The sequence below is a fragment of the Dolichospermum sp. LEGE 00240 genome (genome assembly GCF_015207875.1).
GTDB classification, from domain to species: domain Bacteria; phylum Cyanobacteriota; class Cyanobacteriia; order Cyanobacteriales; family Nostocaceae; genus Dolichospermum; species Dolichospermum gracile.
In genome coordinates this window covers 39,769-65,227 of record NZ_JADEVZ010000024.1, presented here as the reverse complement: position 1 = coordinate 65,227, position 25,459 = coordinate 39,769, and the positions used below count along the sequence as shown (strand labels likewise).

The 25,459-nt window shown below is 40.2% G+C and carries 25 protein-coding genes; 14 read left to right on the top strand and 11 right to left on the bottom strand.

Annotated features, from left to right (window positions below):
* Window positions 1-424, top strand: a 424-nt coding sequence (locus IQ226_RS10505) for a response regulator (RefSeq protein ID WP_193895152.1), incomplete at its 5' end; no start/stop codon positions are given.
* 15 nt (window positions 425-439) lie between these two features.
* Here IQ226_RS10505 and IQ226_RS10500 read toward each other — a convergent pair.
* Together IQ226_RS10500 and IQ226_RS10495 are read right to left on the bottom strand one after the other, a co-directional pair.
* Entirely contained in the window at window positions 440-721 is a 282-nt protein-coding gene (locus IQ226_RS10500; RefSeq protein ID WP_193895150.1) for a YiaA/YiaB family inner membrane protein, read from the bottom strand.
* Window positions 722-917: 196 nt separating this feature from the next.
* Window positions 918-2,711, bottom strand: a complete 1,794-nt coding sequence (locus IQ226_RS10495; RefSeq protein WP_193895148.1) for a WD40 repeat domain-containing protein — start codon at window positions 2,709-2,711, stop codon at window positions 918-920.
* A gap of 649 nt (window positions 2,712-3,360) precedes the next feature.
* On the opposite strand from IQ226_RS10495, the gene IQ226_RS10490 reads away from it, so the two are divergent.
* Window positions 3,361-4,143, top strand: a complete 783-nt coding sequence (locus IQ226_RS10490) for a PIG-L deacetylase family protein (protein WP_193895147.1) — start codon at window positions 3,361-3,363, stop codon at window positions 4,141-4,143.
* A 63-nt stretch (window positions 4,144-4,206) separates the two neighbouring features.
* Window positions 4,207-5,316, top strand: a complete 1,110-nt coding sequence (locus IQ226_RS10485) for a glycosyltransferase family 4 protein (protein ID WP_193895145.1) — start codon at window positions 4,207-4,209, stop codon at window positions 5,314-5,316.
* On the opposite strand, the gene IQ226_RS10480 is transcribed toward IQ226_RS10485, so the two are convergent.
* Window positions 5,299-6,180, bottom strand: coding sequence for an aspartoacylase (locus IQ226_RS10480; protein ID WP_193895143.1), 882 nt, complete (start codon window positions 6,178-6,180; stop codon window positions 5,299-5,301). The genes IQ226_RS10485 and IQ226_RS10480 overlap by 18 nt on opposite strands.
* 201 nt (window positions 6,181-6,381) lie before the next feature.
* Here IQ226_RS10480 and IQ226_RS10475 point away from each other — a divergent pair, with 201 nt between their 5' ends.
* Window positions 6,382-6,960, top strand: a complete 579-nt coding sequence (locus IQ226_RS10475; RefSeq protein ID WP_193895141.1) for a TIGR04376 family protein — start codon at window positions 6,382-6,384, stop codon at window positions 6,958-6,960.
* 118 nt (window positions 6,961-7,078) lie between these two features.
* On the top strand, window positions 7,079-7,759 hold the full coding sequence (gene surE / locus IQ226_RS10470) for a 5'/3'-nucleotidase SurE (protein WP_193895139.1): 681 nt from the start codon (window positions 7,079-7,081) through the stop codon (window positions 7,757-7,759).
* A 176-nt stretch (window positions 7,760-7,935) separates the two neighbouring features.
* On the opposite strand, the gene IQ226_RS10465 is transcribed toward surE, so the two are convergent.
* From IQ226_RS10465 to IQ226_RS10450, 4 genes are all read right to left on the bottom strand, one after another.
* Window positions 7,936-8,229 (bottom strand): hypothetical protein, encoded by a 294-nt coding sequence (locus IQ226_RS10465; protein WP_015083427.1) that lies wholly within the window; start codon window positions 8,227-8,229, stop codon window positions 7,936-7,938.
* 186 nt (window positions 8,230-8,415) lie between these two features.
* Window positions 8,416-9,087, bottom strand: a complete 672-nt coding sequence (locus IQ226_RS10460) for a HupE/UreJ family protein (protein WP_193895137.1) — start codon at window positions 9,085-9,087, stop codon at window positions 8,416-8,418.
* Window positions 9,088-9,153: 66 nt separating this feature from the next.
* Entirely contained in the window at window positions 9,154-10,905 is a 1,752-nt protein-coding gene (locus IQ226_RS10455; RefSeq protein ID WP_193895135.1) for an ABC transporter ATP-binding protein, read from the bottom strand.
* A gap of 114 nt (window positions 10,906-11,019) precedes the next feature.
* Window positions 11,020-11,706, bottom strand: a complete 687-nt coding sequence (locus IQ226_RS10450) for a hypothetical protein (RefSeq protein ID WP_193895134.1) — start codon at window positions 11,704-11,706, stop codon at window positions 11,020-11,022.
* A gap of 493 nt (window positions 11,707-12,199) precedes the next feature.
* Between IQ226_RS10450 and IQ226_RS10445 the strand changes: the two genes are divergently transcribed.
* From IQ226_RS10445 to IQ226_RS25920, 5 genes are all read left to right on the top strand, one after another.
* Entirely contained in the window at window positions 12,200-13,099 is a 900-nt protein-coding gene (locus IQ226_RS10445) for a DUF2382 domain-containing protein (RefSeq protein WP_193895132.1), read from the top strand.
* A 43-nt stretch (window positions 13,100-13,142) separates the two neighbouring features.
* On the top strand, window positions 13,143-13,325 hold the full coding sequence (locus IQ226_RS10440) for a CsbD family protein (protein WP_027401912.1): 183 nt from the start codon (window positions 13,143-13,145) through the stop codon (window positions 13,323-13,325).
* A 202-nt stretch (window positions 13,326-13,527) separates the two neighbouring features.
* Entirely contained in the window at window positions 13,528-14,148 is a 621-nt protein-coding gene (locus IQ226_RS10435) for a general stress protein (RefSeq protein ID WP_193895130.1), read from the top strand.
* A gap of 14 nt (window positions 14,149-14,162) precedes the next feature.
* Window positions 14,163-14,633 (top strand): BON domain-containing protein, encoded by a 471-nt coding sequence (locus IQ226_RS10430; protein ID WP_193895128.1) that lies wholly within the window; start codon window positions 14,163-14,165, stop codon window positions 14,631-14,633.
* Window positions 14,634-14,678: 45 nt separating this feature from the next.
* The gene (locus IQ226_RS25920) at window positions 14,679-15,131 is read left to right on the top strand and encodes a CsbD family protein (protein ID WP_193895126.1); all 453 of its coding nucleotides are present in this window, start codon (window positions 14,679-14,681) and stop codon (window positions 15,129-15,131) included.
* A 761-nt stretch (window positions 15,132-15,892) separates the two neighbouring features.
* On the opposite strand, the gene IQ226_RS10420 is transcribed toward IQ226_RS25920, so the two are convergent.
* The 3 genes from IQ226_RS10420 to IQ226_RS10410 all read right to left on the bottom strand — a co-directional run bounded on the left by IQ226_RS10420 (window position 15,893) and on the right by IQ226_RS10410 (window position 18,880).
* Complete coding sequence (locus IQ226_RS10420; protein WP_193895124.1) at window positions 15,893-16,354, bottom strand: plasmid segregation centromere-binding protein ParR; 462 nt, start codon at window positions 16,352-16,354, stop codon at window positions 15,893-15,895.
* A gap of 5 nt (window positions 16,355-16,359) precedes the next feature.
* A complete protein-coding gene (locus tag IQ226_RS10415; RefSeq protein ID WP_193895122.1) occupies window positions 16,360-17,514 on the bottom strand; it encodes a ParM/StbA family protein in 1,155 nt (384 codons plus the stop codon).
* A 283-nt stretch (window positions 17,515-17,797) separates the two neighbouring features.
* Complete coding sequence (locus IQ226_RS10410) at window positions 17,798-18,880, bottom strand: Gfo/Idh/MocA family protein (RefSeq protein WP_193895120.1); 1,083 nt, start codon at window positions 18,878-18,880, stop codon at window positions 17,798-17,800.
* Window positions 18,881-19,458: 578 nt separating this feature from the next.
* Between IQ226_RS10410 and queC the strand changes: the two genes are divergently transcribed.
* The 3 genes from queC (at window position 19,459) to patX (ending at window position 22,445) form a co-directional block, all read left to right on the top strand.
* Window positions 19,459-20,154: a 7-cyano-7-deazaguanine synthase QueC gene (queC, locus tag IQ226_RS10405; protein WP_193895118.1), complete on the top strand. Its 696-nt coding sequence runs from the start codon at window positions 19,459-19,461 to the stop codon at window positions 20,152-20,154.
* A 159-nt stretch (window positions 20,155-20,313) separates the two neighbouring features.
* Window positions 20,314-22,101: an FAD-dependent oxidoreductase gene (locus tag IQ226_RS10400; protein ID WP_304511103.1), complete on the top strand. Its 1,788-nt coding sequence runs from the start codon at window positions 20,314-20,316 to the stop codon at window positions 22,099-22,101.
* 107 nt (window positions 22,102-22,208) lie between these two features.
* Window positions 22,209-22,445: a heterocyst-inhibiting protein PatX gene (gene patX / locus IQ226_RS25080; protein ID WP_228039358.1), complete on the top strand. Its 237-nt coding sequence runs from the start codon at window positions 22,209-22,211 to the stop codon at window positions 22,443-22,445.
* Window positions 22,446-22,960: 515 nt separating this feature from the next.
* Here the strand turns inward: patX and IQ226_RS10395 are convergent.
* Window positions 22,961-24,022: a class I SAM-dependent methyltransferase gene (locus tag IQ226_RS10395; protein ID WP_193895116.1), complete on the bottom strand. Its 1,062-nt coding sequence runs from the start codon at window positions 24,020-24,022 to the stop codon at window positions 22,961-22,963.
* 136 nt (window positions 24,023-24,158) lie between these two features.
* Between IQ226_RS10395 and IQ226_RS10390 the strand changes: the two genes are divergently transcribed.
* A complete protein-coding gene (locus tag IQ226_RS10390) occupies window positions 24,159-25,415 on the top strand; it encodes an inorganic phosphate transporter (RefSeq protein ID WP_193895114.1) in 1,257 nt (418 codons plus the stop codon).
* The last annotated feature ends 44 nt before the right edge of the window (window positions 25,416-25,459 follow it).

The following is a 25,459-nucleotide window of genomic DNA, read 5'->3' as shown; positions in this document are numbered from 1 at the left end:
CCCCTCTAGCGCCCCTACTCCCCCTGCTGCCGACCCATCTTTAGCCGGTGTGCGGGTGCTGATTGTAGATGATGAACCAGACATCCGCCAATTATTCCGAATTGTGCTGGAGGAATGCGGGGCTGAAGTCACAGATACTGAATCCGTGAGGGAGACTTTATCAATATTCACAAATAATCCGGGTGGCTACGACGTACTTGTATCTGATATTGGTCTACCAGAGGAAGATGGTTATATGCTGATTCGTCAGATCCGCGAGCTAAGTCCCGAAGCTGGTGGGCAAATTCCCGCTGTTGCCCTGACAGCTTATACTGGAGAAGCCGAGGAAGCAGCCGCTTTAGCAGCAGGATTTCAAATACATATTGGCAAACCCATAGAACCGGATCAATTAGTATCTGTGGTTGCTTCTTTAGCCGGAAGGTAGCAGCAAGATGAACTTTCATTTCAAAATTACATCATGTTGAGAAAGCAACTTTTCTACTTTGGCTTCTTCAATGCGGGAAGTTAATCGTTTGGTTTCATACAAATCTCTGGTAGTTTTTGCTAGAGTAAAAGTAGAACCAACAGAAAAAGCTAAACCCATACCCATAAATCCTTTGATCCAGTTGTCTGCGGGTAAATTGATAATCCCAAAAGTAGTTATGGAAATAGACATAATAAAAGCTGCCCATGTTTGAAAAACCCAAGCAGGACTATCTTTTTGTTGATTAAATGTTTGCATATTTTTCACCTTTTAATTACTTACTAACAACACAATTGTATGTATTAGTAAAAAATGGGGTGATAGTAACTTACCAGTTCCGTAACTGTACTCAATTAAAATCACGAAAATAACAGCCAGTCAAGCAGTTAGTCATAAAAAATTTGTACCAATTTTATAAGTGGCACAAACTTATAGAGACAACCGCAGTTTTGATCTAACTTCGCTGCCAAATTTTAATTGTTTTGTCCAAACTCCCACTGACTAACATTTCTCCAGAAGCAGTAAAGGATAAAGCTGTAACTGTATTAGCATGACCTGTAAATGTCCCTAATAATTCTCCAGATTGTAAATGCCACAATTTGATAGTTTTATCAGCACTACCACTCGCAATAATTTGTTCATCAGGACTTAAAGCAACTGTATTCACACTATCTTGATGTCCTTTGAGAGTGTGAACTAATTCCCCAGTCGCTAAATTCCAAACTCGAATAGTTTGATCTTGACTACCACTGACTAAGAATTTAGCATCAGCACTCATGGCTAGGGAACTAACAATATGAGAATGACCCATTAGGGTATATATTGGTTGTATATCTGGCAAATTTTTGTGATTGAGTGTTGACGATGTTTCCCAAACTTTGATTTTGCGATAGCTACCTGTAATCAAGATTTTTCCATCTTGACTTAACACCATTGAATGGGCTGCTGTATCATCTAAAGATAGGGTATTTTCGACTTGGCGATCGCGCAAATTCCAAAACAAAATCTGGCGATCATGACCACCCGTTGCTAACATCTTACCATCGGGTGTAAACGCCACACAACGGACATCTCCATGATGTTTATGGAGAATATCAATTAGATCCAACGCCCCAGTATGCCAAATTTTAACTGTGGAATCTGCACCTACACTTACTAATGTTTGTCCATCGGTACTAAAAGCCAGGGAATTAACTTCATCTACTTTGGTAGAAATCACCCAAGGATATTCTGATAATGTTTCGATTAATTCACCTTTTGATAAGTCCCATAATTTTGTTTCTCCCCTGCTACCACTAGCTAACATCGGAATTGTTTTCACATTTTTAGTTCCGGCATCTTGGACTACTAAAGTTTTGATAGCATAGGCTAAACAGTTAATACCTTTGGTATGTCCTTTTAATGTTTGCCAGCATTCCCAATCACCGATAATCTTCTTTTTGGGATGATCTGATGGTAAGGTGTGAATGGTTTCTACCAGCATTTTCTCATCAGTGATTGGCATATCATCTGACTTACCACCCAGAGACTGTAAATACCAATTTAATCCTCCTGCATATAATAGACTACTAGGAGTTAGATGAATCTTTGAGTCTGAAAAATCTAGTTGATTTGTTGGTAAAAAACCAGTAATTACTGTTTGTTTGTGGTATCCTGACTGGGTATTTCCTGGATAAAACAAACACAAAAAAATCAATACTTGGTGGTTATTGATATCTTCTTGACTCACAGACCAACGGATTTTATCTTTTTTAATGCCGTTAAAACTTTCCCCATCTGCTACGTGAATTTGAATACTCACCTTCGGGTTATTGGCTAACAAATAAGTAAACTTACTTTCACCACGTAAATTTCCCTCATCATCCAAAACCATGTTGTCTAAAGTGTCTTGTGGCACCTTTCTCACCAATTTTCCTAACCGTTCTGTAATCATCCAATCAACAATTTGTTCACGGACAAGATACTCTTCTGCTTGACGTTGAAAATAGGTCGGAAAGGGAATGATCCAATCAGGATATTCAGGATATTCAGGTGGTATCGGTGGAGGGTTTTTGGCGAGGATTTCAGCTTGCTGACGAGAACATTCAAGAATTTTCGTTAATGAATCCCCCGCAAATGCCATTACCTCACTGTGATAACCTTTAACTCGACTTTCTAACAGAGAAAGATCCGCCGTTTTCGGTTTTTTCACCCGGTTTAAGAAGTCAGTTTGTTGCGCTTTTAGTAAACTAATCCAATTCATCTGCATGATAGTGGCACACCATTGCATACCCAAGATAACTTATACTAATACAATAATTACTCAATTTATAACTTCAGCTAAAATTTAGTAATCATTACAGTCCTCCAGAATCCAAAAAATAGCTGAATTTAACGGTAAACATCAACTCCTACGGTAATTAAGCACTGCTTAACTTTATATAGCAATACAATCCAGAGACGAGAAACCATGCCCCTACAGGCTTGAGGATTTGCTGACTGTATCTCACAAAGAGTGCATACCGCCATATAGTAGGTTATGGAGATTTCGATGGTTTCCATAAATTCTAACTAATCTAACTAATGATTTACTGTTTCTATAGAAACACTTCTGGGTAGAAAAATAGTAAGCATTCAATCGTTAGTCGTCAGCTAATCCAGCTGTTTATAAAATATAGGTAATTCAAATTTATTCTTTGCTAGTCCCCATCTTTAGTCCATACTACTGAGAGTTTTTTTTTACCACTCATCTGATTTTCTACACTTTCTTATTGATATGTTCAGCATAACTTTATTAAAAAAATAAATACTTTTATCTAGGGCGTGACTATTATAAAAATAGTTATTTTGATTTATGGGAAGCATCAATATTTGTTAGCTACAAGACTGGAATTTTGTCTGGAATCAATTTTAAATTTATGAATCATAAAAAAAACCTAACCTCACTAGAAAAAATAATTCCTAATAAATTGTTAAGTCAGATACAATATATTCATTGTAGTTTAGTTTCATGGTGGATTTTGCATTGGGGAAGTCAGCCTTTAAAATTTTCTGAAAAATCAGCAATGGTTTTTTCTCCTCATCAAGATGATGAAACCTTTGGTTGTGGAGGGATGATTGCCCGTAAAAGAGAACAAGGAATACAAGTAAGTATAACTTTTTTAACTGACGGTAGAGGTTCTCATGGCTTAGATCCGCTTATGCAAAGTCAAGTTGTCCAGATTCGTCAACAGGAATCTTTGATGGCGTTAAATATTCTCGGGGTAAACCCTTCAGAGATTCATTTTTTTAATCACCAAGATGGTAGTTTAGCTGCTTTGAATATAGAGAAAAGGCAACAGATAATTACTGAAATTTCAGAACTACTAAATTTATATCAACCGGGAGAGGTTTATGTGCCTCACCGTAAAGACTGTCATCAGGATCATGAAGCTACTTATAATTTAGTGAAAGAGGCAATTATCCAATCACAAATTAATACAGAAATACTTCAATATCCTATTTGGGTATTTTGGCGATCGCCATTATTTATTCTGTTGAAGTTACAAGATATTGCAGCGGCTTATCGCTTATCAGTCACATCAGTAAAAGAGAAAAAACAAAAAGCTATTGCTGCCTATCCTTCCCAGATTGAGATGTTACCTCGGGGATTTATTAACCGATTTTTATATTCGGAAGAAATATTTTTTAAATCCGAGTAAGGTGGGAACAGGGGAAACGCATCTGAAGATTTGCTATAAATAATTACAGTGGGGAAAATTTAAATGCGGATTCTACATATTACTAATCATGTTCAAAAAATCGGTAATGGAATTGTTAATGTTGCTGTAGATTTAGCTTGTTTACAAGCAAAAAGTGGTCTGGATATTGCTGTAGCTTCTGCTGGTGGAGAATATGAAAAATTATTAGCAGATCACGGTGTTGAACATTTTCATCTCAATCAATGTCGGACACCATTAAATCTGATTAAGGCTGCTGGGCATTATCGCCAAATTATTAAGGAGTTTCAACCGGATATTGTTCATGTACACATGATGACAGGGGCAATTTTAGCAGGTATTTTCCGCAAGAATCGAGAATATCATTTAGTTTCTACTGTCCATAATGAATTTCAACATAGTGCTATCCTCATGGGATTAGCTGATCAGGTAATTGCAGTTAGTAAAGCCGTAGCTAATTCCATGATTAAACGGGGTATTCCACCTCAAAAGTTACGAGTAGTTAGTAATGGGACTTTAGGAAGTCCTCGGCATAAAAAACTGGCAGATTATCAACCAGTAGAAATGCCACATCCATCTATAACTACTGTGGCTGGGATGTATACCCGCAAAGGTATTTATGAGTTAATTGAGGCATTTAAAATAGTTGCCACAGACTTTCCGCAAGCACATTTATATTTGGTAGGAGATGGACCAGATCGGCTCATGTTTGAGAAAATGGTGCAAAATACAACTTTTAGCCATCGCATTCATTTTGCAGGATTTCAGGCAGAACCGCAACGCTATATGTTAGCAACGGATATCTTTGTTTTGGCTTCACATTGCGAATCTTTTGGCTTAGTGCTAACGGAAGCGCGGGAAGCCGGTTGTGCAATCGTAGCCAGTGATGTGGATGGTATTCCTGAGACCTTAGATGATAGTCAAGCCGGGATTTTAGTGCCACCCAAGGATATTCCAACCCTAGCTAATACTTTGACACAATTATTGAGCGATCGCCAACTTTTAGATCAGTGGAAATTCCGCGCCCAGCAAAATCTAGAAAGATTTAGTGCCGCACGAGTGAATGAAGAAACACTAAGTGTATATCGTGAATTAATGAGAAAAGACAATATCATCAGAGTCATGGAAACCAGAGAATTAGCCAATCTTAATTAACTCCTTTTCGCTAATGTGCATCGCAATTCCTTTCTCATAATAGGCAGCTTCATTAATAAAGATCGGATAAACAGTAGAATTTCCTTCATAGAAAATTTCTTCTCCCGTGAAAGTCAGAAAAATAGGATCACCAGGATGTAAAGGTTTATAATCTTGGCATTGAAGTTGGGGGTGAATCATCGCCTGAATTTCCCCTACTTCATTTCTCGGATAATCAATCACACCAATTGATTTATAAACTGTTAATGTATGATTCCTTGACAAAATTTTTCCTTGATTATAGTCTTCAAAATAATCTAAAATACTATAAATAAGTTGTTCAGTTCGTTGAAATAATTCCGCATTTAAAATTCCTTGAGGTACAGCACCAACTTCAATCGCAAAACCTAAATCACACAAAGAACGCAGAAACCCACTGCCTTGAGGTTGTTCATGAATATAAACCTTCACCAAAGGATTAACTGCGCTCAAATTAGCAGCTAATTTGAGCAGGAAAGGATGCCAACTTCCCAGAATAATACATAATCCCATATTGGCAGTAGTCGTATGTACATCAATAATTGTATCTACAGATTCTTGATTTTCTGGTTGTAATATTTGTTGAATTTCTCGCGCCCTTAATTCTTCATAACTTGATATTTTTGAACTTGATAATTTATCTTGATTAAAGCAACGATTCAGATCCGTATCAATATATCTTGTCCGGGCAGCAATAGCTTTAGGATTACCAAGTAATGATAAAGTTTCCAAACTGCCTCGATGAATTAAATGGGGATATTGCTGAAACTTTTTCACCAAGTAAACTCCCGTTAACTCATTACCGTGATTTCCGCCGACAATCGCCACCCGATGAATTTGATTCATAAATACCCCGTTTACAAGCAACTTAGCTATGAAAGTGAACACATTCTATCAGTCCATAGCTACTTTATCAGGACTTACCCAACTGGCACATTGGTAGGCTGCGTCAGACTACATAAATTCTGCAAATAAACAGATTATGTTCTCAGTTAAGAGTTCCCTGTTATAAAATAAACATATATCTAAATATTTGGAGTATTAACAGTGAGTTTATTTGATGATTTAAGTCGCTTTTTAGAAAGTCGTTTAGAAGAATTCTTGCGGAATAACCCTCATTTAGAGTTAGAAGCACTTTTAGAACAGCTGCGGGAACAAGAAGAAGATACATTAAAATTAATTGCCGAGTTACAATTACAAGAGAAGCGATCGCAAGATGAAATCCTCTCCACAGCCCAAGAAATTCAAAAATGGCATATCCGTATTCAAAAAGCCCAAGCCGCAGGTAGACAAGATTTAACCACCCCAGCCCAAGAACGAGAAGCAGCACTACTGCGAGAAGGAAATCAGATGTGGGGACAGATGCAAGGTGTAAAAGAACGCATTAGCCAATCCCAAGAACTACTCCGCAAAATTCAACAACGTCGTCAAGAAGTAAAAACCAAAGCAGCTGAATTACAAACAGCAAGAACCAAAGCACAAACCCAACAAAGACTAGAAACTGAAACTCATGGCTGGAATACAGCTACTAATTCTTACAGTGACTTTGATGACCTAGAAAATACATTTCGCCGCTGGGAAACCCAAGATGAATTAGAAAAACTCAAACGCAACATGGGAAAATAAGTAGGGTTTGCTGATAGCGAAGCGTGGCGTAAGCGATAAAAGTTGTCTGTGAGGGGAGGTTACAGGTTACAGGTTACAGGTTACAGGTTACAGGGAAGGAATTTTAAAAAAACATAGTATGACGATAATTATCACCAATGACGACGGTATTGATGCTCCGGGTATTGCAGCTTTATTCAAAGCAGTAAATAATAAATCGGTAATTATTGCTGCACCGCGATCGCATCAATCTGGTTGCGGACATCAAGTTACTACCCGTCAACCGATTAATCTGCAACGTCGTTCTGATTTTGAATATGCGATCGCCGGTACTCCTGCTGATTGTATCCGAGTTGCCGTTTCACATATTGCTCCAAATGTCAAGTATGTCATTTCAGGCATTAATGCTGGTGGAAATTTGGGAGTTGATGCGTATATTTCTGGGACTGTGGCTGCTGTTAGAGAGGCTGCAATGCACGGGATTCCCGGAATTGCTGTTTCTCAGTATCGTCAAGGTAAACGTGATTATGATTGGGATGCGGCTATTAGATGGACATCTGCATTGTTAGATAATTTGATGGAACTTCCCCTAGAACTTGGATGTTTTTGGAATGTCAATTTACCGCACCTGTTACCGCAACAAGCAGATCCAGAAGTGGTATTTTGTCAACCCTGTACGAAACCTTTACCTGTTAATTACCGAATAGAAGGTGATGATTTTTACTATACAGGAGAATATGGTAAACGAGAACGGACTCCTAATAGTGATGTTGATATATGTTTTTCGGGCAAAATCGCAGTGACAAAGTTAAGAGTTTAAGGTAATTAGGACTTAATAATTCAGGTTCTAAATTCTTCTTTCTTCTTTCTTCTTTCTTCTTCCTTCTTTCTTCTTCCTGAACTCCTGCGCAGCGTGGCGTTAGCCATACTCCTGACTCGGTGACTCCTGACTCGGTGACTCCTTCTTTCTGACTCGGTGACTCCTGACTTCCATCATTATTCATCTTGTAGTAAGGATACAAGTCCATCCAAGGTTTGTGACAATTGAGTGATTTGTTCCATAGAATCCTTCTGCGAGTCAGCCAAACTTTGCACAGCGTCACATAAAGCAAAAATCTGATAACCTTGCTGCTGTACTTGTTTTCCTTGAGCTTCTATTTGTAGACTCAGAGCATCAACTCTGTGAGCAAGACGTTCAATTGTCTCAGTTGTCGAGAGTACAGCGTCTCCAATTTGTTCAACAATAGATTCTAAGCGACTGATTCTTGTTTCTATTCCAGTTGCAATCATTTCTGGCCTGCTCCAATCTTGAGAAAAAATCATCACAGCAATATTCCTAAATATTCATTCCATAGTTTCATAATCAGCATTATTAATAAATCAAGTAATTTGTCATCATTCCTCTTGGTTTTGACTTTTGAATTTTGACTTCCGCCAAGCGGTGTTAATCCCAATCCCGCCTCCCTAATTCCTCCGTTAAATTATTGAGTAGCCCAAAAATACGATACCAATTGCACAGAATACTAAACCAGCAAAACGGATGATTTTAGGTAAGATTTGGTTAATTTCATTGATGCCAAAATTTACACCTATTTTTCTGGCACTCATGATAATTACTGTTTGGGTAAAGGCAACACTAATTACAAAGATAATCATAGTTAATGTTTCTGCACCGATGATGGATGTAGCATCGGAGTAACCTTGAAATATCCCAGCAGTAGCACTTAATAAAGCTACTACTAACCAAGGAATAGGAATTGGTGTAACTAACATTACTCCTAATGCAATGGTACAAATAGCGATCGCTATTCCTGGTGCGGGTAAGATCACTGGAGATAAATTAATCAATTGTCCACAGATAGCAGCAATAACAAAAGTGATATTTAGCCAATTACCACGGGTAAATCTAGGGGAACATAAACCTAATGCTACAATCCCTGCAAAACGGTCTAAACTAATCACTGGATCGGCTATGCCCCAAATAAAACCTTCCCAGGTGCTGGAAACATTATGTTCAATGGGTGATCCACCGGCTGAAGTCAGTAAACTAATGACGACTAAAAGGGCGATTGCTCCTAAAAGACGCTGCTGTTTAGATGTTAATAAGTTACTGGACTCAGAAGCTACTAACTGTGAATTTTTAAACATCTTTAAATTATGCTATTTTGTGATTAATACTACTGCTAATTATTACAAAAATTAATCCATTTCGGTTCAATGTAATAGTTCTTCTACTTGATGTTGATTCCACAAATTTTGATAAAGTCCAGGCTGTTCCACCAGTTCTGAGTGATGACCCGTCTGGACGATTTTCCCCTGTTCCATGACCAATATTCGGTCAGATGTGGCAGCAGCAGAAAGCTGGTGAGTAATAAAAATTACGGTTTTTCTTTTTGTCCCTGTAGCCAAATTGGTGAGGATTTGTGTAGCGGTTTGATTGTCTACACTGGATAGGGCATCATCTAACAGCAAGATGGGGGCATCAATTAACATTGCTCTGGCTAAAGCTGTGCGTTGTCTTTGTCCACCAGAAAGGGTAATTCCTCGCTCCCCCACTAAGGTTTCATACTGTTGGGGGAAATTCTGAATTTCTGCGTCAATTTGCGCCATTTTGGCGGCGTAAACTACGTCTGCTTCGGCGGAGAGGGGATCACCATAACGGATATTATTTTTGACGGTGGTGCTGAATAAAAAGCTATCTTGTGGTACGTAGGCGATCGCACCACGTAAATCACTCACAGCTATTTTTGTAATATCCAACCCATCTAAAAATAACTGTCCAGGCTGAATATCCAATAATCTGGGGACAGCATTCGCTAAGGTTGATTTTCCCGAACCAACCGGACCCACAATAGCTACTACTTCCCCAGGTGCGATTTGAAAATTCAGATGTTCTAAAACTGGGGTATTTACACCGGGGTAAGTGTAACTAAAGTTTACTGCTGTCAGTTCCCCTTTAATTTGGCTGGGTTCTACATGAATAGCGTCTGGTGTGTCTTGAATTTTCGGAGTCACGCTGAGAATAGTTTCTAAGCGGTCAATGCTCACTTCCCCCCGTTGGTAAGCCGTAATAGTAAATCCTAATAAAGCGGTAGGGAAAATTAATCGCTCTACATAAATTAGCAAAGCCAGAAAATCACCAATGGCCAGAGTTCCAGAGGATATTCTGGCTGTACCTAACCAAATAATTATCAAAGAACTTAAACTTGCTAATCCACCAATCAGGGGAAATAGGGTGTTGCGAGTTTTAGCTAGTTTGAGGTTAGCGGTTAATAGCTGTTGATTTTTCCGGTTAAATGCTTGGCGCTCATTGTCTTCTTGGGCGTAAATTTTAATCAGCGCCATACCGCTCATATCTTCCCGTACCAATTCACTAATTTCTGCAAGTTCTTCTTGGACTGCGGTTTGTTCGTTACGCAAGCGATCGCTAAAAAAATGCACCATCAAAAACATGAACGGGTACACTGCTAATGATGCCAGTGTCAGTTCCACATTCAAAGACAACATGACGGGTAGTGTCAAAAGATAGGCAAAGAAAGTACTTGCCAAACTCAACACAGCAAACCCTAGCAACCGTCTAATATTGTCTACATCACTGGTAGCGCGACTAATTAAATCCCCAGGAGTATTAACCGTAAAATAAGCAGGTTCTAATTGCAATAGGTGTTGAAAAATTCGCTGTTTCAAATCAAATTCCACCTGTCTTCCCACACCAAAGATCCACATCCGAGAAGCCATTCGCATCATCCACATAGCGGAACTAAGTAGGGCGATGAGAACTACATAATGAACGATTTGGCGAAAACTAAAATTCTGAGACAGAGTATCTACCCCTGAACGAATTAACAAAGGAATATATACACCCAGCCCATTGACAACTAATAAAGCAATAATACCGAAGACGGTTTCGCGCCAATAGGGGCGTAAATAAGCAGCGATTTTATCAAGTCTGTGAGATTTGGCCATGCCAACAATTATCTAACTTTTTTGTATTGTGGAGGGAGGAGTTAGGAGTCAAGGAGTCAGAAAGAGGAAGAAAGAGGAAGAAAGAGGAATTTTCTCCCCTGCCCCCTGCCTCTTCTACGTCCGACCACGTAAGAAAACATAAATCTGATTGAGATAACTTTCCCATACTTGGGTAGTAAGTTGCAGGGTTTCTGCGTTAGGAACAAAGTCTTCTACCCGTAATCCGCGGGTGCTGATTGCTTGAGGATTTTGGAGGAGATAGGAAGGGATATTCGCAGTCAGACTATTGAAAGCTATAGTTGGAGAATTTATCTCTGCCTTACGTGGGATGATATTTTGCCCAATATCTGAGATTGTGAAATTAGGATTTGCCAGATCAAAGGCCACTAAGGTAGATGGGGCAGTTGGCCGATTGACGTTCATCCCCTCAACTGTAGCAACTGGTGATCTGACGAGGAAGTAAGCGATCGCTGGTGTGCTGGACAGAAGCAAAACCGTCAACGCCCATCCTAATAAAAAACCGCCCGGTTTATCAATACCACCGCCTTTGATTTTTTGAGCAGCTAAAAACAACATTAAAACCGAAGCACCCAAGGGCTTGAGTGGGAAGGAGATAAATCGCCACAACGAAGCCACCGCTGGTTCACTAGGATTGAGGAATGCTAAAGCTAAAACAACTATGACCAACCCTAAAAGAAATCTACCGACAAAAGTTACTGATGGATAGAATCTTTGAAACAAAGAAAAGGCTACAACACCAATTAAGAGCCATAGCAAAACCCGGCTTAACAACTGAAACATAAATTAACTCTCTAAATTTTTTAGCGCAGTCAGCCTCAAGGCCGCAGGAAGTGGATTAATTTTATCGTCAAGCTGACTTAAAAATATCTCGAACCTCACACCCAAAGATTACCGCCGTAGTGATTTTAGTGCAATTTTTTGACACTGAGTGTATTATTTGCGATTTTCCCTAAGAGGAATTTTTAAATTATTTGGTTATAAACGAACTTATACAATTTTAAACCAATATAGATTATGCAGATCCCCGACTTCTTCAAGAAGTCGGGGATCTGGCACTTTCCTACCACTCAGTTAAGAATCTCTGTCTATTGACATACCGTCATAATCAACCCTTTGATGGACGGTCTTAATCATAAAAATAACTAATGTGTACATATTAGAACTAACAGAACAGAAAAACTCATAACCCAATTGTACCAGGTTCTAATGTTGAGAATAATTTGATATTTGATGACATCAACTGATAGTGAAACTGCAACAGGAGGAAAATAGTATGTCTCTTTTGAAAATCAAAGAATTTGATCCGAATTATCGAGAAAGTTTTGAAGGCAAAGACATCAAAGGAATGGGTGTCTATGCAACCGCAGATGAAAAAATTGGCACAGTCAGCGATATCTTAGTAGATGAACAAGGACATTTTCGCTATTTCGTTGTTGATTTAGGCTTATGGATTTTTGGGAAAAAAGTTTTGTTGCCAGTTGGTCGTTCGCGCATTGATCATACCTTAGAACGGATTTATACAGTGGGAATGACCAAACAACAAGCGGAGAATTTACCCGAATTTAATGAACACAAAGAAATTGATTATAACTATGAAGAACAAGTCAGAGGAGTATATCGTTCTGAAGCATTCTTAGAAAGTTCCGGTTCTGTAGATACAGCCAGTTCTCGACCTGCGGGAGCTACTATGGTAGCCCCTCCCATAGCCCCACCAAGAAAGTCAGGTAACGGTAGCGGCTATGACTATCAACAAGAACCTAATTTATATGCCTTGAATGATCAGGATCATCAAACTTTCAAACTATATCAAGAACGATTAATTGCCAACAAAATCCGCGCCAAAACAGGAGAAGTCATTGTTGGGAAACATACGGAAACAGAAAAGGCGCGGGTTTCAGTCCCCATAGATAAAGAAAGAATTGTCATTGAGCGAGTTACTCCTACAAATGCTGGAGAAACGGTGACTTTAGGTAGCGACAGCTTTGGTACTACAGAAGTGAGTCGAATAGAACTTTATGAAGAAACTGCGGATATTCATAAAGAAGCTTTCTTACGAGAAGAAGTCAGAGTTGATAAAGTTGTAGATCACGAAACTATTGAAGCGGAAGAAACTCTACGCCGAGAAGAATTGGATGTTAATACCCAAGAACATCCGAATGTGGAAAGAAGATAAAACCCAGATTTTGCAGTAGTAAATTTTCCATTAGGAACAGATTATGAGTATGAAAAATAGAGCTAAGGCAACTGCCAAAAACATTGAAGGTAAGGTTCAAGAAGCTGTAGGTGATTTAACCGGAGATCCAAAAACTCAAGCAGAAGGCAAGGAAAAACAAGCAGAAGCCAAAATTCGCCACGCCGTTGAAGATGTAAAGGATCAAGCCAAAGAAATGATCGAGTAGATGAACTAGTACAACACGGCGTAAATCAAGCGACCATTCTCAATTGTTAAAAGCCTATACTGTCTTAGTTTTGACCTTTGACTTTTGACTTCCGCTCTGCGGTACTAGGCAGGGGCGAGGGAAATAAGGCTTTTTGATCTTTCCAACTAATTCTTAATTACCTCGTTACCTGCCACTGATTCCCTTTTGAGAGGATAAAGAAATGACCTTGATTAATAATAAACGAGCAGTGGGAGTATTTTCTAGTCACCAAGAGGTAGAAGATGCTCTGAATGAACTGCGAGATAACGGATTTGACATGAATCAGGTATCTGTGATTGCTAAACACGATGAAGACCTAAATCAGCGATACCAAATTGGTGAAACACAAGTTCAACCACAAATAGTTCAAGAACCAACGGAAACTCATGCAACCACCCGTGTAGAGGAAGGCGCGAAAACTGGAGTCGAGGCAGGAGGAGCAGTTGGGGGACTGACAGGGTTACTAATTGGGTTAGGAACTCTAGCAATTCCAGGGATTGGTCCAATTATGTTAGCCGGAGCAGCAGCTACAGCGATCGCTACTACTTTAGCCGGTGGAGCTATCGGAGCAGCAGTTGGTGGTTTAATTGGTAGTTTAGTAGGTTTAGGAATCCCTGAACATCGGGCGCAAATCTACCACGATTATGTAGTTGATGGAGATTATCTCGTAATTGTAGATGGCACAGAGGCGGAAATTCTCAGAGCAGAAACCATTTTCAAACACAGGGGAATGCGTGAATGGGAAGTTTACAATAGTCCAACTATTAGCCGTTCTGCCAACCCTGTTGTCTCTCGTGTGTAAAAGGGTTGCAAACTATGAAAGCAATTATGCCTTTTGTCCTCAGTAGCATTTTACTTCTGGGAACGGTTGCTTGTGACAATAAAGCCAAAACTAGCAGCAGTGCGCCAGATACTCTTGATAAAACTGGTGAAGTTCCCACAGACAAAACAATTCTAGCCAATCAAAAAGACGCAACTAGCCAAGTTCGTCGAGATCAACTCAACGCAGATATTCGCGCCCGTGAGCAACGCAATAACGTCACTGGAGGAAATGCAACTCGCGCTAATAGTGATCTTGCCAGTGAGGTTCGTTCTAAGTTGGAGGCGAATATCCCCTCTAGTCAATTAACTGTGGCTGCTAAAGATGGGGCGGTTGTCGTGGTGGGAAATGTCCAGACTCAAGAACAATTAAATAAAATTAATTCTCTTGCCAAAGAAATCAAAGGTGTCAGAAGCGTCAAAGTTGTAGTCAAAATTGTTCCAGCCGTACCCACTCCAAAACTATAACCGATAGTATTTATTAATTAACAACCTATAAATGAGGAGAATTTCATGAATCTATTTTCACAATTTCGCAAGTTTTTTCTCATCATTAGTTTAGTTTTCTGTCTGGGAATTTTCACAGCTTTTACTGCTGAAGTTAGTCTTGCCCAGACTCAAATTGCCACAACTATGAATCGAGTCGAAGCCACAACTAAAAATATTGAAGGTAAAGTTCAAGAAACTTTAGGTAATGTAACAGGAAACAAAAAAGATCAATTCATGGGCAAAGCCAAGCAAGCTGAAAGTAAAGTTCGTAACGCAGTTGAAGATATCAAAGATGCGACTCGGCAACAACAATTAAAGGCGGCGACCAAAAAGATTGAAGCTAAAACTGAAAAAGCCATAGATAATAGTATTGTCAACCCCAACTATCTACCTAGTGGAAAAACTAATGATATAAAAAGTGAATCTCGTAACCCAGCAAATAAAATGAAAGAAGAGGTTCGCAATACTTTTAAGTAATCCTGAATTAAAACTTATAGGTTGGGTTGACGCAAGGAAACCCAACATTTTTAGGATCTATAGGACTCCTATTTGATTTTGGATAGCTTGCGTGGCGTAGCCATACAAGACTCATTAGATATCAATTCTGTCTTTCCTGTTCCCCGTTCCCTGACCACACAAGTAAATTCACAGAATCAAACCGGATTCCTATAGTTGCTGTAAATTAACCAGAAATACAATTATTTTTAACATTCATTGCTATTTAGGGGTTGCTGAAAAAGTTGTCTGTGAGGGCAGGCAAGAGGCAAGAGTTTGGGCTATCTGTTATCCCTAAATTTTGTGATTTATTCAACCCAAAATGCACGCTTTTGGGACTATCTCCTTCAACAATCTTACACCTATTTTCTTTTTTAGCAGACTCAAACCTTTGATATATATAGGTCTTGCATTTATTCAGCAAGCCCTATTTATGGGGATTCATATGGTGAGGCTCTGGGATGTGAATATGGGGCAATTTTGGCAGGAATTTGACGGACATTCTCGTGCTGTGAGAGCGATCGCCTATAGTCCTGATGATAAACTATTAGAGTAGCTCTAGGTGCTACTAATGCCAATAGAAGTTATAACAAGCTTATTCTAATCTTGTTACTACGAAAATGCTTTTAATTTTTACACAAAATATCCCACCCATAAGCCATTTCGGCCTGATTGGTGGGACTTAGGGTAGTTTAGTTAAGGGTTTTTCTTAAAGTCAAAACCAAGAAAAACCGAGTCTTTTCTTAAAAATCATCAAGAAACTGACCAATGCGATTAATTACAGGGTCTATTTCTTGAGGTATGGCTTGCGCCTCGTTAACGCTATCAGGAGGAATATAAGTAGGTGGTTGCTGATTCAGGATAATTGCCAACTTTGCCACTTGTTGAGTAAGTTGCATCATTTGACTTTCTATCGCCTCCAAACGATGAGACTCCCTCGCCAAAAAACGTTCCTCAAAACCAGTCATTTGATTTTGTATCTCACCGATTTTTTGTTCAACCGTAGTTATATTTGCTGTCTTAGAAGCTGTTTGTACAGGTTCTGGGACACACAAGAATTTCCAGAGAGCCTCCTTACACAGGTCACTGAAAGTTTTATCTGGCTGTGTCTCTAAGGAGTTTTCCACCTGCGCTAACAAACTCTCATCAGCAATGTCTGGATTGAATGTAACGGATTTAACTACCTTTTTTGACCATTGGAACATCAGTTTTATGACCTAGCGCGAGCAGCAGATAATTGCGCTTCTCCATAAATATACTGCCCCAAAGCATTGGCTTGCCGAGAAGGTGCAGCTAAGTAAGCGTTGATTTTAGCTTCTTTGAGTAGACGCTGGACATCTTCCCAGAAAAACTCTCCACCACCACCTGTAATAATCACATCAGTTACCCGCTCTGGCAACCACGCTAACACACGAGAGCAAATTTCCCGGGAAAACTGCTCTGTTAAGTTAGGCAGAAAATCATCTAAATTGGTGGGCTTACTAGCACCTTTGGGACGGTAAAAGCGATCGCCTTTAGGCTTATTAACCGCAGAAATCAGTGCCAATGATTGACTATCAGCACCTTGTATTTCCGCAGCTACCAGTTCATAAAACTTGCTCATCCCAAAGTCTTCACTCTTAGAAGCAGCTCTGGCAAAGCGGAAATTATCCACCATAATCATATCAATGGTTTGATGGCCAATATCCACAATCCCCACAGATATTTTCGTGAAATCAGGAACTGCTGTTGCTTTATTAGGTTGAGTTTCTGACCACAGCAAACTACCATATCCTTCGGGCATTACCCAGACTTTGGCAATATTCAAAGTTATGGATTCACCCCGGAAATTCACTACATGCGGCCCAGTTACCAAGCTAGTTAACTGTGCCTTTTCTCTTTCAAATTGTTCCAAAGATAAGAAAGGCAGCCCCAGAACCACGTAAATTTCATCCTTGAGCTTAAAGTAACCCGCAGATGATAAAACTTTGACTAAAGCATCTTCTACCTTAGATTGGCCAACGCCAAGATTAGCTCCAAAATCGGCAGCTAATTGACCTACAGCATAGCCACTACCTTGATATTCCAGCCACAAATCCATCAGGGGGTCAGTAGCCTTAGCTTCAAACACACCACCGCGAATTTGCTCAATTGATGTTTGCTTGACATTAGAAGGTATAAAAGCCACATTTGCGGGTTCACGGCTCACACAAGTTTTTGTGGAGGTTCTACCTAAATCTACACTCAGAATGGTTTTACCAGTAATATTGGTTGGCTTACCGGAATTTCCAGAATTCATGGGTGTGGCTGCTGATGCTGCTGGAGTCCGGTTCATAGGAATAGCAGCAGCATTCATCGGATTAGCTACGGGCGGTTGATCTGTCATGAAATCTCCTCTGTAAAAAGTTATCATGCTCATCTTACAAAAAGGTGAGCTACAAAAAATTTTAGGTTGGGTTAAGTGTAACTAGAAATACGTCAAAATTCATAACAGGCGATCATTAATTTTTTATGATTTAGTATTTCTGATGTCAGTTTTAGGAAATGTCAAGCTTTTCTTTTTTCTTCCTCCTCTTGACATCCAACCACAGGGGGTTGCCCCTACCACTCCTAATCTCTCATATTGGTGGGAGAAAAATTATTAATTTTCCCCCACTACCAAAATGTTGCTAAATGGTTGATGTTAAAGATTGGACTCTTGATTCCGAAGACCACTCTAATGGATTCCAAACTCTCTCTTCTAAAGCCATTTGCTCAATCAAACTAGCCAACCGTAAAGCTTTGAGAGCCTGTTCACCACCCACAGAGGGCTGATTGCCACCACGAACACAGTTGACAAAATGCTCTAATTCTGCACTGAGAGGCTGAATATTTGTGGTATAAACCTTTTCAATTAAACCATCTTGTCTATATAAGACTTTTTGATGGTCAATCAGAGGGTTGACAGGGGTTTGCCGATGTACCAAAATCTCATTATTGAGAAAATCTGCTTCTGTAAATGAATTTTTACAATGGGCAACTAAACGGCGAATTTTCCGATGGGTAACTTTACTGGCTGTGAGGGTAGCAACAATCCCATTCGCAAAACCCAAGGTAGCCGTTACATAATCTAAATAACCTGAGTCTAAAGAACGAGTCCCACTAGCAGTCAGTTTCACCACTGGTGAGGCGGCTAATTCTAGCAGTAAATCAATGTCATGGATCATTAAATCCAGCACCACGGAAACATCATTCGCCCGCGCTGAATAAGGACTCATCCGGTGAGATTCCAAAGCCAAAACCTCCTCGGTTTTGAGGACTTGACTAAGTTCCCTAAAGGCGGGATTGAATCGTTCTATGTGACCAACTTGCAAAATACACTGGGATTCGGCCGCAGCATTAACTAGGGATTCTGCCTCGGAAATACTAGCTGCTATCGGTTTTTCAATTAAAACATGGATTCCTGCCAACAAACAGTTTATACCCACTGCATAGTGTAACCGTGTAGGTACAGCAACACAGATGGCATCTACATGGGGTAGTAAGTCGCAGTAATCTTCAAAAAACCGGACTTTGTATTTGCTGGCAGTTTCTAGACCGCGTTCGACATTAATATCGGAAACGCCGACTAATTCCACATCTTTCATGGAACTCAGTACGCGGGTATGATGTTGTCCCATGTTACCAACCCCAATTACGCCTATGCGAATATGGTGCGGCTGGCTGCGCTGTGAATAAAGATTTGGTTCTGACACTGATATGCTATCTTGCACTATTGTTCTCTCCTCAACCACCAAATTTAGAGACGCTACGGTCGTTGGCCTTTATACTTAAACGCCAGGTTTGATTTGTCTTAAACCATCCAGATGGTAACATAGTGATTATCTTTATGAAGAATTTCAAAGTTTGGGTTCAGTTCCCGCCATCTGGTGATCTTTTCCGTTAACAGTTGTTAATTATCCTGTTTTGATTCATCTATGAGAAAAATTATGTGTTTTTTCTTTAGCTCTGTAATTTTTGTAACCTTTGACAGGAATTTTCAGGTATGTATTTAGGAAATTAACTAAATTCAATACATACTTGGTTTTTATAGCGGTAAATTAATCACCCTTTCTATAAGTAAAATTACAAGTCATTACATAGTTAATACTCAGAGTATAATGTTTTAGGCAATTTATACAATTAATGTTCTCATTCCTAAGAGTATTTTTGTCCATATTTAATTTTTGTTGGTGTGTTCTGTTAATTTTCCCATCTTTTGGATGCAATTTATGAAGGAATTGGAATTGGTAATTGCGAAAATTTCCCTCTCCTCCTGCTATTTCTTGATCTCCCATTTCCTATTCTGAATATGAAAGCTGTAATTTTGTTGTCTGGTGGTTTAGATTCTTCTACTGTTCTTTACCAAGCAAAGGCTGATGGCTGTGAATGTTACGCTATTTCTTTTAATTATCAACAGCGTCATAGCAAAGAGTTGCATTCTGCTTCTATGGTCGCTAAGGCGGCTGGAGTAGTTCAACATCAGGTGGTCAATTTTGATTTACGACAATGGGGTGGTTCAGCGCTAACAGACAACAAGATTGATTTACCCGCAAGGCGATTCCTGCGGAGTGCTTCGCTATCGCTTAACGAAATGGCAGATAATATTCCTGTTACCTATGTTCCTGCCCGGAATACCATCTTTTTAAGTTTTGCTTTGGGCTATGCTGAAGCGATCGCCGCCCAAAGAGTATATATTGGCGTTAATGCCCTAGATTATTCCGGCTACCCAGATTGTCGTCCTGACTATATCCAAGCCATGCAGCAAGTTTTCCAGTTGGGGACAAAACAAGGACGCGAGGGAGAAGCTATTGAAATTATCGCCCCATTAATTAATTTGAAAAAGACAGAAATCATCCAGCTAGGTAATCAATTAGCAGTACCTTGGGATCTCACATGGTCCTGCTATGCCGGTGGTGATTCAGCCTGCGGTGTCTGTGATTCCTGTCAATTGCGGTTAGCAGCCTTTGCCGAATTAGGTTTAGAAGATCCCATTGATTATGTTTAAGCTGTCACGCATTTGAGAATAGGTGACAGGTGACAGGTGACAGGTGACAGGTGACAGGTGACAGGGAACAGGGAATAGGGAATAGGGAATAGGTGAAAAACTATTTTTCTTCCTCCTGAACTCCTGACTCCTGACTCCTAGCCCTCACAGACAACTTTTATGGCTTACGCCACGCTTCGCTATCAGCAAACCCTACTTAATCCTATGAATCAAATCTATACAACCGATGTCCTAGTCGTTGGCGGAGGCACCGGCGGAACTGCTGCGGCTATCCAAGCAGCGCGACGAGGTGTAAACACTATCCTCGTGAGTGAATTTCCCTGGTTAGGAGGAATGCTCACCTCAGCAGGTGTATCAGCGCCAGACGGCAACGAATTACAAGCCTGGCAAACAGGACTATGGGGGGCTTTCTTACAAGAATTACGGCGCAGACAACCGGGCGGATTAGATAATAGTTGGGTCAGTTTTTTTACTTATGACCCGCGGATAGGTGCAGAAATATTTGCCGACTGGGTACGAGAATTACCTAACCTGGAATGGATTTCTGGACAATTTCCCTTAGAAGTATTGCGAACCCAAGACAGGATCACAGGTGTACGCTTTGCAGACTTTACCATCAACGCCAAAATCATTCTCGACGGCACAGAATTAGGAGACCTATTAGCTTTAGGAGAAATCCCTCATCGTTGGGGTTGGGAACTACAATCAGAATGGCAAGAACCCAGCGCACCAACAAATTTTAACGCCCTCACCCAAACCTATCCAGTCCAAGCACCAACCTGGGTAGTAGTCATGCAAGACTTTGGCGAAAATACCGCCCCAGAAATTCTCCCCGCCCCCAACTATAATCCATCCCAGTTCATAGGAGCTTGGGACAACTATGGTCCAGAAAAATTCTTGAACTATGGACGCTTACCAGCAGATCAATTTATGATTAACTGGCCTATTGCGGGCAACGATTACTGCCAAAATGCCAATCGGTTGTTAGATTTAGGGGAGAAAAACCGCGAATTTATGCAAGAATGTTATTGGCATAGTCAGAATTTCGCCCATCACATTCAAAGTCAGTTAGGTAGGCGTTACGGATTAGCAGAAAACCTGTTTCCCCATGTTAACTCCGCCTTTGCTCTCCATCCCTATTATCGGGAAAGTCGCCGCCTAGTGGGCTTGACAACTGTTTCTGAACAGGATATCTTGCCCTTAGCCAACGGCAAAACCGCATTACCCTTTCATGATGCCATCGCTGTCGGTAACTATGCCAACGATCATCATTATCCCGGTGTAGAGTTCCCACTGCAACCTAAATCTATCCGTTGGGGTGGAAGATGGACAGGAACACCCTTCACAATTCCCTATCGCGCCCTCATCCCTGCCACCACAGATGGTTTGCTAGTTTGTGAAAAAAACATTTCCGTTTCTCACATTGCCAACGGCGCTACCAGACTTCAACCAGTAGTCATGGGAATTGGACAGGCGGCAGGTATGGCAGCTTCTCTTTGCATTGTGCTAGAATGTCAGCCCAGGGATTTACCAGTGAAGAGTTTGCAGGCTGCATTATTGACAGACGACCATGCACCTAGCGTAATTGTTCCCTTGTTTAACTTATTAACTAATCATTCCGATTGGTTGTACTGGCAAACTTATTATTTAGACCATCCAGAAGCTTATCCTGGTGATGGTAACTGCCCTGGTATTGTGGTGAGACCAGATAATAAATTAAACCTCAACTGCTTTACAGGCAAATTCCAACGACTAGGTGAGCAAAATTACCAATTTAATATTACAAACGAAACCAATTTTACTACAACAAATTGGCAGATTGTGACTTTGATACCTGATATAGATCAGCAACTACAAGGGTTACCCCCGGAAAAAATACTCAAGATTTGGGGGCGGCCAAATTTGTCTGGGAATTGGTTACTTGTTGAATATATTGAAGAAGTATAAAATGAACATTTATTCAGTAAAATACAATACTTTTTTGCAAATTTTCCGGATAGACATATAAGAGTTAAGTATTAGTGAAGTAGAGAGTTCTAAAATAGACATCTACTATGCGTGCTGCCATTTCACTTTTAGTATCGAGTCTGGTATTTGGCTCCTTAGCTTTTAACTGCGAAGCAGTACAGACTCATTTTTCCGCTCTGTCAATGGCTAAGTCCGATTACCAGCTGTCACCTTTGGTGTTAAACCAGAGTTTCGACCTGGCTGATAACTCCAAACCTAGCCCCAATCAACCCGAAAAGCCCAATCCTCATCGAGGTAGTGGTCGTAGAGGATTAGATGGATAAGTTGGCAACTTCAGTTCTGTTATTCAATCGTTGGAGCGCAATACCTGCCAACCCAGAAATGATGTTACCGGATTATTGGATCTTTTAAATCCTACATACCACTTCTTGAATTGAAACGATATAGACAGTTACAGCACTACACTTGTTCGATTTTATCGTTTGTAAATTTCTCTTTGACTGACACCAGATATAGATAGTTACAAGCACTATATCTTTAATCAGTTGCATGGCTCTCGCGTCATCACGCAAGCTATCAGTATTGCCATTTCTCTGCTAAAAACATAGACAGTTACAGCACTTCATCTCTCGAAAATTGTTCAATATTTCATCAAAACATCTGGTAATTGCTCAAACCTTGGCGTGTATTGGTGACCAAGGCACTAATACACTACCCATCTCACCTGTGGTAATCGCGTCCGGTAGACATTGGACGTTAATAGGTGATAATAACTACCGGAAGTGAGGGTACAGAAAACTTTTCTTAGTTATCAACCGTCATTGTGAATGCTGAATCTCTAGTAACTTGGCTTGTGAGCAATCCAATATTTACTTACGAAGTGAACTTGGGTTTCTATTTGCTCAAATCCCGCTTTTTCTAACCGCCCTACGAGGTTATCTGTAATGTAATGCTTGTAATAAGGTTCATGAAAAGTCTCTGAGAAGTTTTTGACAACTAATTCCATCTCCGGTACATCATTTGCCTGGATAGAATCACAGATAATAAAAATGCCTCCTGGTTTTGTGACCCGAAAACATTCTTCAATTACAGTTTGACGAACTGCCGCTGGTAACTCATGAAACAGAAAAATACAAGTTGTACCATGAAAATAATTATCTCGATAGGGCAATTCTTCGACATTCCCTTGTACGAGTTGCGGTAATTCTCCAGGAATTTGGGATAATAGTTCGTTGGCTTTCCGCAAATAGGCTGGGGATAAATCTATACCAAATAAAGATACGTCTGGTAAAGCTGCTCTGATTAACTTCAGTGTTCGTCCAGTACCACAAGCAATATCTATGACTCGGAGTTGTGCTTGGGGAATATGGTCAAATGCTGTCAGTTGGGATTTGAGAGGACAGAGGATGCGTCTTCTCATGGCATCAGTTGAGCCACCAAACAGAATTTCCACCTGTAAGTCATATAAATTGGCGGACAGTTCACTCAAATAGCCATCTGTTTGATAATGGAAGTTCTGTACATAGTAGCTGGGATAGTTATCTGTGGCTATTTCCTGGGAAAATTCTTGATATCTCCGGTTTTTAATACGTTCCCAGATATTTGGTAGGTCTAAGCATATTAATGGATAGTAACGGAAGAAATCTTCCCAAGAATTATCAAATAATAAATTTTGTGGATACACACCTGCTTGACTATCTTCCCAGTCTGTTGCCAATAACTGGTTCATGCTGTCTTGGAGTTGTGTGAGCAATTTCGGGGATAAAGGACTGATATTTGGCTGAAGTGATGGATAAATTAGGTTTTTGATCTGTGAACTTACGGTTTTGTGAGCAAAAGCAAAGTAATTCTTCCCTGATTGCAGGGCTTGGTAGCTTGATTTTGTGAAAATATCAAACATAGATAAAAGATAAAATTAGGTTTTGTTGATTGTGTCGAGTTTCATGGCTCGTCCAGATTTTTATAGCCAAAAAAATGGAAAATGTAAATCATTCATGACAATTTTTACCTGTTAACAGGTGTGAATGGTTTATTTTATGGAACTGCAAACTGCGATAGTCGCTCTTTTAGTCTTCTATGTCGCCTGGAATTTGGGTGCAAATGATGTTGCTAATGCGATGGGAACTTCTGTGGGTTCTGGGGCTATTACTCTCAAACAGGCGATCATGATTGCTGGGGTGTTAGAGTTTCTTGGTGCTGTCTTGTTTGGACAAGAGGTAACGTCTACCCTCGGCACGAAAATTGCGAATCCGGTTTTATTTGCGACGATACCACAAACTTTAGTGATGGGGATGATTTCGGTACTGCTCACGGCTGGGATCTGGCTACAAATTGCCACAGCTAGGGGTTTACCGGTGTCTTCGTCTCATGCCATTGTGGGAGCGATCGCTGGCTTTAGTTGGGTAGCATTGGGAGTAGAAGCAATAGATTGGTCATCCATTGGTTTAATTACCATAGGCTGGATTTTAACACCAATAATTACTGGAGCGATCGCTGCTAGTTTGTATAGTCTGATTCAACAATGGATTTTTAACCAACCCCAACCCCTCTCTCAGTTACGAGAATGGATTCCCTGGTTAAGTACATTGCTATTGAGTGTATTTGGTATTATCGTTCTGCCGACAATCACTCAACCCTTGAGTCAGTTCTTACTCACAGAGGGACAAATTAATATTCCTGCCCACGACATTACCTTATTAATCGGTGGCATCGCCATATTGTCCCTAACCTTGATCAGTTGGCGACAATTGGTAAATAGTCAAATTGAAAATAAAATTCAAGGATTATTTGCCAGATTTCAAGTGCTGAGTGCTTGCTTTGTGGCTTTTGCTCACGGTTCTAATGATGTTGGGAATGCGATCGCTCCTCTAGCAGTAATTGCCTACATTAACCACCAAGGTCAAGTTCCCCGCGACGAACTCCCCATTCCCCTGTGGATTCTGGTTTTCGGTGCGATCGGCATTGTGGCAGGATTAGCAGTTTGGGGTAAAAAAGTTATTACCACCATCGGCGAAAACATTATTTCCTTAGAACCTAGCAGCGGATTTTGCGCCGAACTAGCCACAGCCATCACTATCTTATTAGCTTCCCACTTAGGTTTACCTGTTTCCACCTCCCATGCCCTTGTCGGTGGAGTTGTGGGCATTGGACTGGTACAAAACATCAAATCAATAAAATTTGCCACTATCGAAAATATCGCCGCTGCTTGGTTGATTACCATTCCCATCAGCGTCGCCCTGAGTGCCACTATTTTTACCATTATGGGAATTTTCAAAGCACTAAACTGGCACTAGTACCGCCGTGAAGTCAAAAGCAATATTGGGCAAGCTTTTTGGCG

What these genes read in the sequence shown, in the direction of transcription:
- IQ226_RS10485 (WP_193895145.1), top strand. Translation starts at nt 4,207, where the DNA reads ATGCGGATTCTACATATTACTAATCATGTTCAAAAAATCGGTAATGGA.
- IQ226_RS10430 (WP_193895128.1), top strand. Translation starts at nt 14,163, where the DNA reads ATGAAAGCAATTATGCCTTTTGTCCTCAGTAGCATTTTACTTCTGGGA.
- IQ226_RS10490 (WP_193895147.1), top strand. Translation starts at nt 3,361, where the DNA reads ATGAATCATAAAAAAAACCTAACCTCACTAGAAAAAATAATTCCTAAT.
- IQ226_RS10395 (WP_193895116.1), bottom strand. Translation starts at nt 24,022, where the DNA reads ATGTTTGATATTTTCACAAAATCAAGCTACCAAGCCCTGCAATCAGGG.
- IQ226_RS10445 (WP_193895132.1), top strand. Translation starts at nt 12,200, where the DNA reads ATGTCTCTTTTGAAAATCAAAGAATTTGATCCGAATTATCGAGAAAGT.
- IQ226_RS10465 (WP_015083427.1), bottom strand. Translation starts at nt 8,229, where the DNA reads ATGATTGCAACTGGAATAGAAACAAGAATCAGTCGCTTAGAATCTATT.
- IQ226_RS25920 (WP_193895126.1), top strand. Translation starts at nt 14,679, where the DNA reads ATGAATCTATTTTCACAATTTCGCAAGTTTTTTCTCATCATTAGTTTA.
- IQ226_RS10440 (WP_027401912.1), top strand. Translation starts at nt 13,143, where the DNA reads ATGAGTATGAAAAATAGAGCTAAGGCAACTGCCAAAAACATTGAAGGT.
- IQ226_RS10420 (WP_193895124.1), bottom strand. Translation starts at nt 16,354, where the DNA reads ATGTTCCAATGGTCAAAAAAGGTAGTTAAATCCGTTACATTCAATCCA.
- patX (WP_228039358.1), top strand. Translation starts at nt 22,209, where the DNA reads ATGCGTGCTGCCATTTCACTTTTAGTATCGAGTCTGGTATTTGGCTCC.
- queC (WP_193895118.1), top strand. Translation starts at nt 19,459, where the DNA reads ATGAAAGCTGTAATTTTGTTGTCTGGTGGTTTAGATTCTTCTACTGTT.
- IQ226_RS10400 (WP_304511103.1), top strand. Translation starts at nt 20,314, where the DNA reads ATGGCTTACGCCACGCTTCGCTATCAGCAAACCCTACTTAATCCTATG.
- IQ226_RS10495 (WP_193895148.1), bottom strand. Translation starts at nt 2,711, where the DNA reads ATGCAGATGAATTGGATTAGTTTACTAAAAGCGCAACAAACTGACTTC.
- surE (WP_193895139.1), top strand. Translation starts at nt 7,079, where the DNA reads ATGACGATAATTATCACCAATGACGACGGTATTGATGCTCCGGGTATT.
- IQ226_RS10390 (WP_193895114.1), top strand. Translation starts at nt 24,159, where the DNA reads ATGGAACTGCAAACTGCGATAGTCGCTCTTTTAGTCTTCTATGTCGCC.
- IQ226_RS10460 (WP_193895137.1), bottom strand. Translation starts at nt 9,087, where the DNA reads ATGTTTAAAAATTCACAGTTAGTAGCTTCTGAGTCCAGTAACTTATTA.
- IQ226_RS10435 (WP_193895130.1), top strand. Translation starts at nt 13,528, where the DNA reads ATGACCTTGATTAATAATAAACGAGCAGTGGGAGTATTTTCTAGTCAC.
- IQ226_RS10450 (WP_193895134.1), bottom strand. Translation starts at nt 11,706, where the DNA reads ATGTTTCAGTTGTTAAGCCGGGTTTTGCTATGGCTCTTAATTGGTGTT.
- IQ226_RS10500 (WP_193895150.1), bottom strand. Translation starts at nt 721, where the DNA reads ATGCAAACATTTAATCAACAAAAAGATAGTCCTGCTTGGGTTTTTCAA.
- IQ226_RS10415 (WP_193895122.1), bottom strand. Translation starts at nt 17,514, where the DNA reads ATGACAGATCAACCGCCCGTAGCTAATCCGATGAATGCTGCTGCTATT.
- IQ226_RS10480 (WP_193895143.1), bottom strand. Translation starts at nt 6,180, where the DNA reads ATGAATCAAATTCATCGGGTGGCGATTGTCGGCGGAAATCACGGTAAT.
- IQ226_RS10455 (WP_193895135.1), bottom strand. Translation starts at nt 10,905, where the DNA reads ATGGCCAAATCTCACAGACTTGATAAAATCGCTGCTTATTTACGCCCC.